Origin of the sequence: Kitasatospora sp. NPDC001527, from assembly GCF_040298605.1 — a bacterium.
Taxonomy (GTDB): Bacteria; Actinomycetota; Actinomycetes; order Streptomycetales; family Streptomycetaceae; genus Kitasatospora.
Map to the genome: position 1 here is coordinate 1 of NZ_JBEPAM010000069.1, position 13,904 is coordinate 13,904.

Annotated in this window: 14 protein-coding genes; 8 read left to right on the forward strand and 6 right to left on the reverse strand. The window is 72.5% G+C overall.

The window, feature by feature from the left end:
* Positions 1 to 284 precede the first annotated feature (284 nt).
* The 3 genes from ABT238_RS35670 to ABT238_RS35680 are packed head-to-tail and all read right to left on the reverse strand — an operon-like array spanning position 285 to position 3,531.
* Complete coding sequence (locus ABT238_RS35670) at positions 285 to 1,379, reverse strand: threonine aldolase family protein (RefSeq protein WP_350571729.1); 1,095 nt, start codon at positions 1,377 to 1,379, stop codon at positions 285 to 287.
* On the reverse strand, positions 1,376 to 2,134 hold the full coding sequence (locus ABT238_RS35675; RefSeq protein ID WP_350571690.1) for an SDR family NAD(P)-dependent oxidoreductase: 759 nt from the start codon (positions 2,132 to 2,134) through the stop codon (positions 1,376 to 1,378). The genes ABT238_RS35670 and ABT238_RS35675 overlap by 4 nt, the downstream gene beginning before the upstream one ends.
* Positions 2,131 to 3,531, reverse strand: a complete 1,401-nt coding sequence (locus ABT238_RS35680; protein ID WP_350571691.1) for a DUF6421 family protein — start codon at positions 3,529 to 3,531, stop codon at positions 2,131 to 2,133. The genes ABT238_RS35675 and ABT238_RS35680 overlap by 4 nt, the downstream gene beginning before the upstream one ends.
* Positions 3,532 to 3,794: 263 nt before the next feature.
* On the opposite strand from ABT238_RS35680, the gene ABT238_RS35685 reads away from it, so the two are divergent.
* The 5 genes from ABT238_RS35685 to ABT238_RS35705 all read left to right on the forward strand — a co-directional run bounded on the left by ABT238_RS35685 (position 3,795) and on the right by ABT238_RS35705 (position 8,194).
* Positions 3,795 to 4,667: an ABC transporter substrate-binding protein gene (locus tag ABT238_RS35685; protein WP_350571692.1), complete on the forward strand. Its 873-nt coding sequence runs from the start codon at positions 3,795 to 3,797 to the stop codon at positions 4,665 to 4,667.
* Complete coding sequence (locus ABT238_RS35690) at positions 4,664 to 5,581, forward strand: amino acid ABC transporter permease (protein WP_502884396.1); 918 nt, start codon at positions 4,664 to 4,666, stop codon at positions 5,579 to 5,581. The genes ABT238_RS35685 and ABT238_RS35690 overlap by 4 nt, the downstream gene beginning before the upstream one ends.
* Complete coding sequence (locus ABT238_RS35695) at positions 5,578 to 6,354, forward strand: amino acid ABC transporter ATP-binding protein (protein WP_350571693.1); 777 nt, start codon at positions 5,578 to 5,580, stop codon at positions 6,352 to 6,354. Before ABT238_RS35690 ends, ABT238_RS35695 begins: the two co-directional genes overlap by 4 nt.
* A gap of 159 nt (positions 6,355 to 6,513) precedes the next feature.
* Complete coding sequence (locus tag ABT238_RS35700) at positions 6,514 to 7,077, forward strand: DUF5134 domain-containing protein (protein ID WP_350805117.1); 564 nt, start codon at positions 6,514 to 6,516, stop codon at positions 7,075 to 7,077.
* Between the two features lie 154 nt (positions 7,078 to 7,231).
* Positions 7,232 to 8,194 (forward strand): M56 family metallopeptidase, encoded by a 963-nt coding sequence (locus ABT238_RS35705; RefSeq protein WP_350571697.1) that lies wholly within the window; start codon positions 7,232 to 7,234, stop codon positions 8,192 to 8,194.
* Between the two features lie 63 nt (positions 8,195 to 8,257).
* Here ABT238_RS35705 and ABT238_RS35710 read toward each other — a convergent pair whose 3' ends face one another.
* The gene (locus ABT238_RS35710) at positions 8,258 to 8,689 is read right to left on the reverse strand and encodes a MarR family winged helix-turn-helix transcriptional regulator (protein ID WP_350571699.1); all 432 of its coding nucleotides are present in this window, start codon (positions 8,687 to 8,689) and stop codon (positions 8,258 to 8,260) included.
* Positions 8,690 to 8,777: 88 nt separating this feature from the next.
* On the opposite strand from ABT238_RS35710, the gene ABT238_RS35715 reads away from it, so the two are divergent.
* On the forward strand, positions 8,778 to 10,301 hold the full coding sequence (locus ABT238_RS35715; RefSeq protein ID WP_350571701.1) for an MFS transporter: 1,524 nt from the start codon (positions 8,778 to 8,780) through the stop codon (positions 10,299 to 10,301).
* Positions 10,302 to 10,546: 245 nt separating this feature from the next.
* Positions 10,547 to 11,152 (forward strand): TetR/AcrR family transcriptional regulator, encoded by a 606-nt coding sequence (locus ABT238_RS35720; protein WP_350571703.1) that lies wholly within the window; start codon positions 10,547 to 10,549, stop codon positions 11,150 to 11,152.
* A 76-nt stretch (positions 11,153 to 11,228) separates the two neighbouring features.
* Here the strand turns inward: ABT238_RS35720 and ABT238_RS35725 are convergent, their stop codons facing one another.
* A complete protein-coding gene (locus ABT238_RS35725) occupies positions 11,229 to 12,095 on the reverse strand; it encodes a Sco1979 family transcriptional regulator (protein ID WP_350571705.1) in 867 nt (288 codons plus the stop codon).
* Between the two features lie 415 nt (positions 12,096 to 12,510).
* Between ABT238_RS35725 and ABT238_RS35730 the strand changes: the two genes are divergently transcribed.
* A complete protein-coding gene (locus ABT238_RS35730; RefSeq protein ID WP_350805136.1) occupies positions 12,511 to 13,038 on the forward strand; it encodes an ATP-binding protein in 528 nt (175 codons plus the stop codon).
* Between the two features lie 386 nt (positions 13,039 to 13,424).
* Here ABT238_RS35730 and ABT238_RS35735 read toward each other — a convergent pair whose 3' ends face one another.
* Complete coding sequence (locus ABT238_RS35735; RefSeq protein ID WP_350805140.1) at positions 13,425 to 13,688, reverse strand: DUF397 domain-containing protein; 264 nt, start codon at positions 13,686 to 13,688, stop codon at positions 13,425 to 13,427.
* Positions 13,689 to 13,904: the final 216 nt, after the last annotated feature.

The following is a 13,904-nucleotide window of genomic DNA, read 5'->3' on the forward strand; positions in this document are numbered from 1 at the left end:
AACATATCTGGCGTTGACTTTTGGCACGCTGTTGAGTTCTCAAGGAACGGACGCTTCCATCAGGCGGCTTTCACACCGGCCCTCCGGGCGCTTCGCTCTTTCGTGTTTCCAGCTTATCAGACGTTTTCCGCTCCGTTTTCCGGAGTTTCATTCACCCGACTTCGCTTTCCACTTGTCCCCGCTCTCTCGCGGCGACTCCGGAACTCTAGGGGAGACCGCACGCCACATGCAAATCGTCCCGCCCTGCTGGCGCAGGACGGGACGATCGGCGGTCGGAGCCGGCGTCAGGCGCGGCCCATCTCCTCGACGATGGCGGCCGCGAAGGCGTCGATGTCGGCCTCCGTGGTGTCGAAGGAGCACATCCAGCGGACCTCGCCGGTGTGCTCGTTCCAGAAGTAGAAGCGGTAACGCTTCTGCAGCCGCTCGCTCACCTCGCGCGGGAGGATCGCGAACACCGCGTTGGCCTGCGCCGGGCGGACGACGGTCACACCGTCGATCTTCCGCACCGCCGCCTCCAGGCGCTGGGCCATCGCGTTGGCGTGGCCGGCGTTTCGCAGGTAGAGGTCGCCGGAGAGCAGCGCCTCGAACTGGACCGAGACGAAGCGCATCTTCGACGCGAGCTGCATCGAGGTCTTGCGCAGGAACTTGATGTTCCGGACCTTCTCGGGGTTGAGCACGACCACGCACTCGCCGAACAGCAGACCGTTCTTCGTACCGCCGAAGGACAGCACGTCGACGCCCACGTCCGTGGTGAAGGCGCGCAGCGGGACGCCGAGCGAGGCCGCGGCGTTGGCCAGCCGCGAGCCGTCGACGTGGACCAGCATGCCGAGCTGGTGCGCGTGGTCGACGATCGCCCGGATCTCCTCCACGGTGTAGAGGGTGCCGAGCTCGGTGCTCTGGGTGATCGAGACCGCGAGCGGCTGGGCGCGGTGCTCGTCGCCGTAGCCCCAGGCCTGCTGGTCGATGAGCTCGGGCGTGAGCTTGCCGTCCGGGGTGGGGACCGTGAGCAGCTTGATGCCGCCCATCTTCTCCGGCGCGCCGCCCTCGTCCACGTTGATGTGGGCGCTCTCGGCGGCGACCACCGCGCCCCAGCGCGGGAGCAGGGCCTGCAGGGCGACGACGTTGGCGCCGGTGCCGTTGAAGACGGGGTACGCCTCGGCCTGGTCGCCGAAGTGGCGACGGAAGACGTCCTGCAGGTGGGTGGTGTAGTCGTCCTCGCCGTAGGCGATCTGGTGGCCGCCGTTGGCGAGGGCTATCGCCGCGAGGATCTCGGGGTGCACGCCGGCGTAGTTGTCGCTGGCGAAGCCGCGGACGGCGGGGTCGTGCCGCCGCTGCGCGTCGGTGCGGCCGGAGAGGTCGGCCGCGGAGAGGTCGGTCATCGGGCTGTCAGCCACAGGTGCTGTCCGTTCAGTTCTTCTGCGGGGCGGTCCCAGAGGCCCGCCAGGTGTGCGGCGAGGTCGGCGGTGTCGGTGAAGCCGGCGAACTTCGCCTCCGGCTTCTCGGCCCGCATCTCGGGACTGACCAACGCCTTGATCACCAGGATGGCAGCCGCGGCGGTGGGCTTGCCGTCCTCGGCGGTGGTCTCCTTGCGGAAGGAGTCCGCCATGGCGAGCGTCCAGGCCTCGGTGGCCGCCTTGGCGGCGGCGTAGGCGGCGCCGCCCGCGGTGGGCTTGTGCGCGCCCGCGGCGGAGATCATCGCGTACCGGCCGGACTCGCTGCGGACCAGGGCGGGCTGGAACGCCAGCGAGGTGTGCTGGAGGGTGCGCACGACGGTGTCGTGCAGGAAGTCCCAGTCGTCGATCCGGGTGTCGAAGAAGGTCTTGCTGCCGCGCCAGCCGCCGACCAGGTGGAAGACGCCGTCGACGTGGCCGTGCTCGGCCTCCAGGTGGTCGGCCCAGTCGTGCACCTCCTGCGGGTCGAGGAGGTCGATGACCTGGCCGCTGATCCGCGCACCGCGCACCGCGACGCGCACGGAGTCGAGCGCGGACTCCAGGCGCTGGGCGTCGATGTCGGCGCCCACGACGGTGGCGCCGTCCGCGGCCAGGCGGCGCAGCACGGCCTGGCCGGCCGGGCCGCTGGCTCCGGCGACGGCGATGACCTTGCCGGTCAGCGGTCCCTTGGGTGCGGTGGTCACGCGGCAACTCCCTGCAGGCCGGCGCCGGTGATGCCGGCGGTGGAGGCGATGACGCCGCCGAGCTTCTTGGAGAGGGCCTCGTAGAACATGCTCAGCGGGAACTCGTCGGGGAGCACAGCGTCGCACAGGGCCTTGTTGAGCGCCTTGCCGTCGGCGAGGTCGAACGGCAGCGCCTCGGTGCCCTTCGCCCAGGTGGAGGCGGGGTGCGGGGTGAGGTAGCGGGAGACCAGCTCGTAGGCGGCGATCCAGTGGGCCGGCTTGGGGCGGTCGATGCCGTCGCGGTAGAGGGTCTCGATCTCGGCGCAGAGCTCGTTGGTGACCTGCGGGGCGCGGTCCCAGTCGATGCTGAGGCGGTTGTCGCGCCAGCGCAGCGCGTCGTGCTTGTGCAGGTAGGCGAAGAGCAGCTGGCCGCCCATGCCGTCGTAGTTGCGCACGCGGTCGCCGGTGACCGGGAAGCGGAAGAGGCGGTCGAAGAGGATCGCGTACTGGACGTCGCGGGCGTGCTCGTTGCCCTCGGCCTCCAGCTTCACCGCCTCCTTGAAGGTGGTGAGGTCGCAGCGGAGCTCCTCCAGGCCGTACATCCAGAACGGGCTGCGCTGCTTGATCATGAAGGGGTCGAACGGCAGGTCGCCGTGGCTGTGGGTCCGGTCGTGGATGAGGTCCCAGAGCACGAAGGTCTGCTGCGAGCGCTCCTGGTCCTCCAGCAGGCTCGCGGCGTCGGCGGGGATCTCCAGGCCGAGCAGCTCGACGGCGTTGGTGGAGACGACGCGGAAGCGGGCGGCCTCACGGTCGCAGAAGATGCCGCCCCAGGTGAAACGTTCCGGCGCCTTGCGCACGGCCACGGTCTCGGGGAAGAGGACGGCGGAGTTGGTGTCGTAGCCGGCCGTGAAGTCGGTGAAGGTGATCGGCACGAACATCGGGTTGTCGAAGCGGGTGCGCTCCAGCTCGGCGAGCCACTCGGGCCACACGACGTTCAGCAGGACGGCCTCGAGGTTGCGGTTCGGGTTGCCGTTCTGCGTGTACATCGGGAAGACGACCAGGTGCTGCAGTCCGTCCTCGCGCTGGTCGGCGGGCTGGAAGGCGAGCAGCGAGTCCAGGAAGTCGGGCTCCCGGTAGCCGGTGTCGGCCCACTTGGCCAGGTCGGCGTCGACGGCGGCCAGGTAGACGGCGTCGTGCGGGAAGAGCGGGGCCAGCTCGGCGACGGCGGCGCGCACGGTGGCGACCAGCGGGTCGACGGTGTGGCGCTGCACGGCGGCCAGGTCGATGGAGCCGTCCTTGGACTGCAGCGGGCGCAGGGTCTCGACGGCGTCCTTCAGTCGCAGCCAGGCCGGGTGCTCGGCGAGGTTCTGGGCCGGGGCGTCGGCCGCCACAGCGAGCCTTGGCGAAAGATTCTGCATCGTGGACTCACTTCGACAGGAGGGTTTTCAACGAGACCACCATAAGTACGAAAGGTTCTTCTGTTCAAGGGGGGTCCTGGCGGCGGATCTGCGGTGGGCCTCGCCCCGGGCGCGTGTGGCAGGCGTGTGAACAGTCGACGGGACCTTCCGGACGGGGCCGGACGAAGCCCCCCAAGGCGACCATGCCGCGCGTGTCCGGACCCCGCCACCGGGGGAGGTTTCCCACCCGACCGGTCCGCCCCTCCGCGCCCAGGAGCACCGCCATGCCCCTCCCCCGCACCTCCGCCCTCGCCGTCCTGCTCGCCGGGGCCGTGCTGGCCGCGGCCACCGGCTGCACCGCCCAGGAGGACGCCGCCGGCCCCGGCGCTTCGGCCTCCGACGCCGCGGACTGCGCGCCCGGCGCGCTGCCCACCCGGACGGCGGGCACGCTCACCGTCGGCACCGACAAGCCCGCCTACGCCCCCTGGTTCTCGGACGACCGGCCGGAGAACGGCAAGGGGTTCGAGTCGGCGGTGGCGTACGCGGTCGCGGCGAAGCTGGGCTACCCGAAGGAAAAGGTGTCCTGGGTGGTCACGCCGTTCGGCAAGGCGACCGCCCCCGGCCCCAAGGACTTCGACTTCGACGTCAACCAGGTGTCGATCAGCGCCGAGCGCCGTCAGGCGGTGGACTTCTCCTCCGGCTACTACGACGTCCGGCAGGCGGTGATCGCGCTGAAGGGCTCCCGGGCCGCCTCGGCCCGCGCCCTGGCCGACCTCAAGGGGGCCAAGCTCGGCGCGCAGGTCGGCACCACCAGCCTGCAGGCGATCACCGACACCATCCGGCCGACGGCCCAGCCGGCCGTCTTCGACTCCAACGACCTCGCCAAGGCCGCGCTGCGCAACGGTCAGGTCGAGGCGCTGGTGGTGGACCTGCCGACGGCCTTCTACATCACCGGCGCGGAGGTGACGGAGGCTCAGGTGGTGGGCCGGCTGGGCGGGTCCGGCGGGGGCGAGCAGTTCGGTCTGGTGCTGGACAAGGGGTCGCGGCTGACCGGCTGCGTCTCCGCCGCGGTGGACGCGCTGCGGGCGGACGGCACGCTCGCGGCGCTGGAGAAGGAGTGGCTGTCCGACGCCGTCGCGGCCCCCGTCCTGTCGTGAGCGCGGACGAGGTGGGCACCGACGAGGCGGACACGCGCGTCCCCCTCGACAAGGCGGCGGCCCCGGACGGGTACCGCCCCTCCGCACGGCGGCTGGCCCACGAGGCCTACCGGCGCCGGCGCACCCGCCGCTCGGCGCTGATCGCCGCCGCCTCCACCCTGGTGACCGCCGGCGCCCTGACCGCCCTGGTGGTCGCCTCGCCCGGCTGGCCGGCCGTGCGCCGGTCGTTCCTCGACGCCGGGTACGCCCGCCAGGCGCTGCCCGAGGTGCTCAAGGGACTGCGGATCAACCTGGAGCTGATGGCCGTCTGCGGGGCGCTGATCCTCGTCCTCGGGCTGCTGCTCGCGATGCTGCGCACGCTGCGCGGGCCGGTGTTCCTGCCGGTGCGGCTGCTGGCCACGGTCTACGTGGACTTCTTCCTCGGCCTGCCGATGATCATCTGCCTGCTGGTGATGATCACCGGCGTCCCGGCGCTGCGGCTGGCCGGGGTGACCTCCGACCCGCTCTGGCTGGGCGGCGCGGCGCTGGTGCTGACGTACACGGCCTACGTCTCCGAGGTGTTCCGCGCCGGGATCGAGGCGGTGCACCCGGGCCAGCTGGCCGCCGCCCGCTCGCTGGGGCTGTCGCACCCCCAGGCGATGCGGTTCGTGGTGCTGCCGCAGGCGGTGCGCCGGGTGGTGCCGCCGCTGCTCAACAACCTGGTCAGCCTGCAGAAGGACACCGGTCTGGTGTCGATCGGCGGGGTGATCGACGCGGTCTACGCGGCGAAGATCATCAACGGCCGCTCGTTCAACTCCACCCCGTACCTGGTGGCGGCGCTGGTCTTCGTGCTGCTGACCATCCCGCTGACACGGTTCACCGGCTGGCTGACCACCCGGATGAGCCACCGCCGAGACCAAGGAGGCGTGCCGTGACGGCCGATCCCGCCCGCACCGAGCCGGTCCTGCGGCTGGAGGCCGTGCGCAAGGGCTTCGGGGCCGGCCCGCCGGTGCTCCGCGAGGTCCACCTCACCGTCCCCGAGCACTCGGTGACGGCGCTGATCGGGGCGTCCGGCTCCGGCAAGTCGACGCTGCTGCGGTGCGTCAACCTGCTGGAGCGGATCGACGACGGGGCGGTCTTCCTGGACGGCGTGGAGATCACCGACCCGCGGGTCGACGAGGACGCCGTCCGGCGGCGGATCGGCGTGGTGTTCCAGGCGTACAACCTCTTCCCGCATCTGACGGTGCTGGAGAACGTGACGCTCGCCCCGCGCCGGGTGCACGGCGTGGCGCGCGGCGAGGCGCGCGAGCGGGCGCTGGAGCTGCTGGAGCGGCTCGGGCTGGCGGCGAAGGCGCGGGAGTACCCGGACCGGCTCTCCGGCGGACAGCAGCAGCGGGTGGCGATCGTCCGGGCGCTGGCCACCGGGCCCCGGCTGCTGCTGCTCGACGAGATCACCGCCGCGCTCGACCCCGAGCTGGTCGGCGAGGTGCTTGCGGTGGTGCGGGACCTCAAGGAGCAGGGCATGACGATGCTGCTCGCCACGCACGAGATGGGGTTCGCCCGCGAGGTCGCCGACCAGGTGTGCTTCCTGGACGCCGGGGTGGTACTCGAACAGGGGCCGCCCGAGCAGCTGTTCGGGGCGCCCCGGCAGGAGCGGACCCGGCGGTTCCTGAGCCGGGTGATCGCCTCGGGCCGGCTCGCCCGCTAGGCACCCCGGCAGGTGCGACAGGGCGGCGCTGACGGCCCGTCGCACCATGGCGGTCACACCCGTGCGCCCCCGCGCGCCCCCGTACGCGCCCTGCTACGGGCGGCGGCCGGCCGGGATCGTGGGACGGGACGCCCGCCCACGCCGCCCGGGAGGCCGCCGTTGCACGGTCCGAGCCTGGTCAGCTGGCTGCTCGCCGTCCTCACCGCGGCCTCCGGGGGCTACTGCCTCTCCCGGCTGCGCCGCGCCCCGTGCGCCCGGGCCGGGGAAGCGGCCCGGCCGCGGCGGCTGCGCGCCCACGAGTCCGACCTCGCCGAGGGGCTGATGGGCTGCGGGATGGCGGCCATGGCGGTGACCGGGACGGCCGTGCCGGGCGAGGTGTGGGCCTGGGTGTACGGCCCGCCCGCGGTGCTCCTGCTGCTGGCGGCCCTGCGCCGTCCGGCCCGGCGCGCGCACCGGCTGCACCACGCGGTCGGCGCGCTGGCGATGACCTACATGGCACTGGCGATGACGGCCGGACAGGGCCACGCCGGACACCACGCGACGGGGGGCTCGCCGGCCCTGACCGGCGCGCTGCTGGCCTACTTCGGCGGGTACGCCCTGTGGTCCGGCAGCCGGCTGCTGAGCGGGTCCGCCGGCGCGGTGCCGGTGGCCTCGGCCGGGCTGCCCCGGGCCTGCCGGCTGTCGGTGGTCATCGGCATGTTCGCCATGCTCCTGACCATGTAGCCGCCGCGCGGCGCCGAGGGAACCCGCCGCGCCGCCGAACGGCCGTGGCGTTGGTCACTGGGTGGCCGAAACCCGTACCACCCCGCTCCGGTAGCGCATAAGTTGGCGGGAAGCGCGCTTGTCGCGCTCCGTGCGTCCTCGGGGAGCCCATGCCATGACGGCCCTGCTCGGCCTGCTGCTGCTCGGACTGCTGCTCGCCACCACGGCTCCCCGGTTGCTGACCCGGGCGCGCTGGGTGGAACGCGAACCGGTGCTGGCCCTGCTGGTCTGGCAGTGCCTGGTGGTGGCCGTGCTGCTGTGCTGCGCGCTGAGCCTGGTGCTGGCCGCGATGGCCGCCCTGCCCGCGCTGCGCGAGGTGCTGTTCTCCTGCGCGCCGAACGGGGTGGAGGCCGCGTACGGGCTGCACAACGCCGAGGGCTGGGGCCGGTTGTGCGCGGCGGTGCTGGCGGCGGGCGGCCTGCAGACGGTGTTCGCGCTGACCCGCGAGGTCCGGACGGCGAAGGCGCTGCGCGCCCGCCGGCACGCCCGGCTCGCCGAGCTGTCGCCACCGCTGCCGGAGTCGATCGAGCCGGCCTCGGGCCGGGGCGCGCGGCCCCGCCGGGAGCGGCTGGTGGTGCTGGAGAACGTCCGCCCGGAGGCGTGGTCGCTGCCGGGGCACGAGTCCCGGCTGGTGGTGACCACCGGGGCGATGCGGAAGCTGACCGCCCGGGAGCTGGCGGCGGTTCTCAGCCACGAGCGCGGGCACGTCCGGGCCCGGCACCACTGGCTGGCGCAGGGCGCCCAGGCGCTCGCCTCCGGATTCCCCGGCGTCGGGGTGTTCAGCGCGTTCCGGGACCAGGTGGGCGAGCTGGTGGAGCTGGCGGCGGACGACCGGGCCGCGCGCCGGCACGGGCGGCACACCACGGCCCTGGCGCTGGCCGGGGTCAATCTGGAGCGCGGGGTCTTCGGTTCCTGCCCGCCCGGGCTGGCGCAGTCCCCGAAGCGGGTGGACCGGCTGCTGGCGGGGCGGCCCCGGCTGTCCGTGCCCAACCGGCTGCGGCTGACCCTGGTCGCCCTCGCGGCGCCCGCCGCGGTCGTCGTGCTGGCCGCCGCGCCGGGGCTGCTCGCCCTGCGCTGAACCGGCCGGGCCGCGCAAACCACAGCGGCGAACCGGCCGGTCACGTCCGCGTGTTGACGGGGGTCAGTCCGGGATCGGCCCGCAGGCGGGCACCGGGTCGTCGGCCAGGGTGAGCGAGAGCACCTCGCGGTGCAGCGGGCGCGCCTCGGTGTAGCGCCGGTGGCCCTCCTCGGTCACCGCGACCTTGATGCCCCGCCGGTCGTCCGAGCACATCGCCCGGGTGACCAGTCCGGCCTTCTCCAGGCGGCCGATCAGCCGGGAGAGCGCGCTCTGGCTGAGGTGCACGGTGGGGGCGAGTTCCTGGACCCGCAGCCCGCCGCCGGTGCCGTCACAGCCCTCGACGAGGCGCTCCAGCACTTCGAACTCGCTCATGCCCAGGCCGTGCTTCTCGCCCAGCTCGCGGTCGAGCAGGCAGGCGGTCTGGGCATGGCGGGCCAGCAGGTCGCGCCACTGGGCGACCAGACCTGCCTCCGCCGGGGAGTCGAGTTCAGCCACCGCGCCAGGGTATCACAGGCGTCCACAACTTATGCGTTAACATCTTATTCACTTGCATTGAATGCATGTGCATGTAGTCTCTTGCGCCATGACCACAGCGACCGCCACGACTCCTGACGCACCGTCATCCGCCGGGGGCCACTGGACCCCCCGCCTCTGGGGCACCCTGATCGTGCTCTGCGCCGCGCTCTTCCTGGACGCCCTGGACGTCTCGATGGTGGGCATCGCCCTGCCGTCCATCGGCTCCGAACTGCACCTGTCGACCTCCACCCTGCAGTGGGTGGTCTCCGGCTACGTGCTCGGCTACGGCGGCCTGCTGCTGCTCGGCGGCCGCACCGCCGACCTGCTCGGCCGCCGCCGGGTCTTCCTCGCCGCGCTCGCCGTCTTCGCCGGCGCCTCCCTGCTCGGCGGCCTGGTCGACGACGGCGGACTGCTGATCGCCGCCCGCTTCCTCAAGGGCGTCGCGGCCGCCTTCACCGCGCCGGCCGGCCTGTCGATCATCACCACGACGTTCCCCGAGGGCCCGGCCCGCAACCGGGCGCTGTCGATCTACACCACCTGCGGCGCCAGCGGCTTCTCGCTGGGCCTGGTTCTCAGCGGGCTGCTCACCTCGGTGGGCTGGCGCTGGACCTTCCTGATGCCGGTCCCGATCGCGCTGATCGCGCTGGTCTTCGCCGTCCGGCTGCTCCCCCGCCCGACCGAGGAGAAGGCGCACGGCCGCTACGACGTGCTCGGCGCGATCACCGGCACCGCCTCCGTCCTGCTGCTGGTCTTCACCGCCACCGAGGCGCAGGGCGCGGGCTGGCTCAGCCCGCGCACCCTGGGCTCGCTCGCCGTCGTGGTACTGCTCGTCGCGGCCTTCCTGGTGGTCGAGAGCCGCACCGCGCACCCGCTGGTGAGGCTCGGCATCTTCCGCAACGGCGCGGTCGCCCGCGCCAACGTGATCGCCTTCGCGATGGCCGGCGCGTACGGCGGCTTCCAGTTCGTGGTCACCCTCTACCTGCAGGACCTGCTCGGCTGGTCGGCCCTGGCGATGGCGCTCGGACTGCTCCCGGCCGGTGCGATGATCGCCCTCTCGGCGCCCTTCATGGGGCCGGTGGTGGACCGCTTCGGCACCGGCCGCCTGCTGCCGATCGGCCTGCTGGCCCTGGTCGGTGCGTTCGCCCTGTTCCTGCGGCTGGACGAGCACAGCTCCTACCCGGCGCTGGTGCTCCCGTCGATCGTGCTGCTCGGCGTCGGCTTCGCACTGGCCTTCCCCTCGGTGAACATCGCCGCCACCGACGGGGTGGCCGACGAGGAGCAGGGGCTCGCCTCCGGGCTGGTGAACACCGCGATCCAGGTGGGCACCGCGGTGGTGCTGGCCGGCGCCACCGCGATCATCACCGCGGGCAACGGCGGCGGCACCAGCGCCCAGGCCCAGCTGGACGGCTACCGGCCCGCGCTGCTCTTCGTCACCGGGGTCGCACTGGTCGGACTGGTGATCGCCGTGGGCGGCGCCGTGGTCGACCGGCGGAAGAAGGCAACTCCGCCGTCCGTGCCGGACTATGATTATCAGTCAGTCAGCCGGGAAGACCTGGCAGAGCAGCGCGGTGAGATCCTCAGCAAGCGCTGACCCACGAACGCTGGACGACGGCAGGGCCCCGATCCGGGTTCGGCCCTCTCCGTCGGGCAGGGCGCCGGCTCTACCAAACCCCCGTGTTGGTAGGGCCGGCGCCACCGTACGAACCGAACCGGGCCGCCCGGCCAAGGGCCGGCCGCCGCGGTTCGCCCGCCGGCCCGGCCAGTATATTGGCCGCCAGCCAACGAACGTACGGAGCAGACACGATGGCACCTCGCGGGGATTCGGTCAATGAGGAGATGCGCCAGCGCTCCCGGCGACGCATCATGCGGGCCACCGTCGAGCTGGTCGACCAGCGCGGATACGCCGGCACCACGCTGACCGACATCGCCGAGCGGGCCGGGCTCGCCCGCGGGCTGCTGTCCTACTACTTCGACGGCAAACGGCTGCTGATGCAGTCCGCGACCCACCGGATGATGCACCAGGCGCTCTCCGCCGCGCTCGACGAGCTGGCCCCCGACGCGGGCCCGGAGGCCCGGCTGGCCCGGGCCATCGACGCGGTACTCGGACTGGCCATGGACCACCCGCGGGTGATGCGCTCGCACCTCGCGCTGATCCTCGACCCGGACACCGGCGCCTTCGTCCAGGACCCGGAGCAGCAGCGCCTCGGCGCCATCCTCCAGGGACTGCTGCGCGACTGGGGGGCGCCGGACCCGGTGGCCGAGCACGCGGTGCTGCGCAGCGCGCTGATGGGCGGGTGCATAGGCGTGCTGCTGCCCGGGGCGGAGCTGCCGCTGGCCCCGATCCGCGCCGACCTGTTCGGCCGCTACGGCCTGCCCTGGCAGCTGGGCCGCCCGCCGCAGCCGCTCCCGCCGGAACGGGAACGGCCGCCGGCCCGCGGCTGACCCGCGGCGGCCGGCGGCCGTCCCCGTGCCGTGCTCCGGTCGGCTCCCGGTTCCCCGGCCGCCTCCCGGCTCCCGCTCAGCGCTCCTTCAGGATCGAGGCCAGCAGGTCGATGGTGCGCTCGGGCGTGAGACTGTCCACGCAGAGCCGCTCCATGACCTGGATGTAGGCGTCCACGTCGTCGCGCTTGTCCAGGTACAGCGCGCTGGTCAGCTGCTCCAGGTAGACCACGTCGGCGAGGTCCTGCTCGGGGAAGCGCAGGATGGTGAACGCACCGGACTCGCCCGCGTGCGCGCCGAAGCGGAAGGGCATGACCTGGATGACGACGTTGGCCTGCTCGGCGGCGTCGATCAGGTACTGGACCTGGCCCCGCATCACCTGGGGCCCGCCCACCGGTCGGCGCAGCGCGGCCTCGTCGATGACCGCCCAGAGCCGCGGGCTGTTGCCCTCGGTGAGCAGCTTCTGGCGGCGCATGCGCAGGCTGACCCTGCGCTCCACCTCCTCCTCGCTGATCACCGGCCGACTCTGGCCGAAAACCGCCCGTGCGTACTCCTCGGACTGGAGCAGGCCGGGGACGAACTGGACCTCGTAGGTACGGATCAGGGCAGCGGCCTCCTCCAGGCCGACGTAGGTCTGGAACCAGCCCGGCAGGACGTCGTTGAAGCTGTGCCACCAGCCCGACTTGTTCGCCTCGCGGACCAGGCCGAGCAGCGCCTCGCGTTCGAGGCCGTCGTCCACGCCGTAGAGGCTGAGCAGGTCGGCGACGTCACGTTCCTTGAAGCTGACCCGGCCGAGTTCCATGCGGCTGATCTTGGACTCGGAGGCCCGGATCGCGTAGCCCGCATCCTCGCGGGTGATGCCACGCGTCTCGCGGAGCCGGCGCAGCTGGGAGCCGAGGAGGATCCGGCGGACCATCGAGCCGCCGCCCGGCTGAACTGTGGTCATGCGGTCCTAACCTCCACCTAGGGCAAACAGCGCACAGTCTGCCATCAGTTGAGCGCTCACGGTGCCGATACTGACGGATGTTCCTATCAGTTCTGCACTCCGCACACCAGGATGCACGTGCATCCGGCGCTTGCATATGCCATTTGAACGACTGCACGTGAATCGACTCTTGCATCTGCAGTGAGCGCAGAGCACGATGGTGCACGTGCACCTGCACATCCCTGGCAATCCCGCGGGCTCCGCGTCGACCCCACGCGCGATTCCGTGCACCGGCCCGGCAGCGCCCCCGCGCCTCCGGGCCCTCGTGCGCGCGCGCCTGGTCGAGGGGGCGGCCGCGCGGCCGAGCGAGTCGGAGGTGACCGGCATGACCCCGGCGGGTCCAGCCGTGTCCGCCCCCTTATGGGAGGAGCTCTTCATGAGCACCGGAACGGCTTTGGCAGTCGACCCCCATGTGGTCACCTGTACGCTCGCCCCCCGCTATGAGGCCGTCAGAACCGCGCGCGACTTCGCCAGAACCGCCCTGCGGCGCTGGGGCCTGGACGAGCTCTTCGACGACGTCGCGCTGGTGGCATCGGAGCTGGTGACCAACGCGCTGCGGCACGCGATCGGCGCGTGTCCCACCGCGGCGGACGACTACGACTTTCCCACGCAACCGGCGGCCGAGAGCCGGCTGCCGATCCGAATAAGCCTCGTGCACCGCGCGCCCCAGGTGGTCTGCGCGGTGAGCGATCCGAGCAGCATCGGACCGGTGGCCCGGGAGGCGGACTTCGTGGCGGAGTCCGGACGCGGCCTGCACCTGGTGGACTCGTTCAGCCGCTCCTGGGGCTGGCATCCGCTGGGCGGCGGCAAGGTCGTCTGGGCCCTGTTCGAGGCGCAGGAGGCGCAGCGTCCGGCGCCCGACCCGGTGGCGGAGTTCGGCGGACGGCACCGACGCTCGGCCTGATCGGCACCCGGCGGACCCGCGTGCGGCGGAACGGCCCCGCGCGACCACCACAGCACGGCGAACGACACCCCGGCAGCGGCGACCGGCGGCCCTCGGGCAGCGGGCACCGGCAGCCCCCGGCGGTGGCGGCTCCTCCGATCCGCGTGCGGCGGCTCGGCAGAGCGGCGGGCGGGAACCGTAGCGCTTCCCCGGCGCATCCCCGGCGCATCCCGGGACCGGTCCCGGGCAGGGCCGCCCGACGGCGGTCCGCGGAAGGGTTCCGGACGACGGGCTCCGCGACTCCGCGACTCCCGACGAGGAGCCCGGGCGAGGATCCCGGACAAGACAAAGGCCGTCGTGGTGTCAGCACCCACGACGGCCCCCCGAATGGTGAAGCCGGCGGCCGGTCAGACCGCCAGGTGGTCGAACTCCCCGTCCTTCGCCCCCAGGAGCAGTGCGGCGATCTCGGCCCGGGTGTAGATGAGCGCCGGACCGTCCGGGAAGCGGGAGTTGCGCATCGCCACCTCGCCCCCCGGGAGGGCGGCGAACTCGACGCAGTTGCCCTGGGAGTTGCTGTGCAGGCTCTTCTGCCAGACCACGCCCTCGAGGTCGGTGGCAGCCATCCCGTTGTACGTGTCGTACCTGTCGTACCTGTCGTGCGTGTCGTGCATAGAAATCTCCCGAAGAGCTCCGGAGTGGGTCGTTCAGCTCGGCGCCCCGGCCCCGGCCGAACGCACGGGCCGGCCCCGTACCGGCCCGGCACAACGCCTCACTTGACGTGATGATAGCTCCAGTGCACGTGCATCAGCACGGGACGTTGCAGGTGCACGGCCTTTTCGACACCGAAACGGAACTCTTCACGAGGCACTCCCCCGACCGTACGTAAG

Excerpts from the sequence above, each read along its gene's own strand:
- ABT238_RS35670 (WP_350571729.1), bottom strand. The coding sequence starts at position 1,379 with ATGACCGACCTCTCCGCGGCCGACCTCTCCGGCCGCACCGACGCGCAG.
- ABT238_RS35680 (WP_350571691.1), bottom strand. The coding sequence starts at position 3,531 with ATGCAGAATCTTTCGCCAAGGCTCGCTGTGGCGGCCGACGCCCCGGCC.
- ABT238_RS35685 (WP_350571692.1), top strand. The coding sequence starts at position 3,795 with ATGCCCCTCCCCCGCACCTCCGCCCTCGCCGTCCTGCTCGCCGGGGCC.
- ABT238_RS35705 (WP_350571697.1), top strand. The coding sequence starts at position 7,232 with ATGACGGCCCTGCTCGGCCTGCTGCTGCTCGGACTGCTGCTCGCCACC.
- ABT238_RS35715 (WP_350571701.1), top strand. The coding sequence starts at position 8,778 with ATGACCACAGCGACCGCCACGACTCCTGACGCACCGTCATCCGCCGGG.
- ABT238_RS35720 (WP_350571703.1), top strand. The coding sequence starts at position 10,547 with ATGCGCCAGCGCTCCCGGCGACGCATCATGCGGGCCACCGTCGAGCTG.
- ABT238_RS35725 (WP_350571705.1), bottom strand. The coding sequence starts at position 12,095 with ATGACCACAGTTCAGCCGGGCGGCGGCTCGATGGTCCGCCGGATCCTC.
- ABT238_RS35730 (WP_350805136.1), top strand. The coding sequence starts at position 12,511 with ATGAGCACCGGAACGGCTTTGGCAGTCGACCCCCATGTGGTCACCTGT.
- ABT238_RS35735 (WP_350805140.1), bottom strand. The coding sequence starts at position 13,688 with ATGCACGACACGCACGACAGGTACGACAGGTACGACACGTACAACGGG.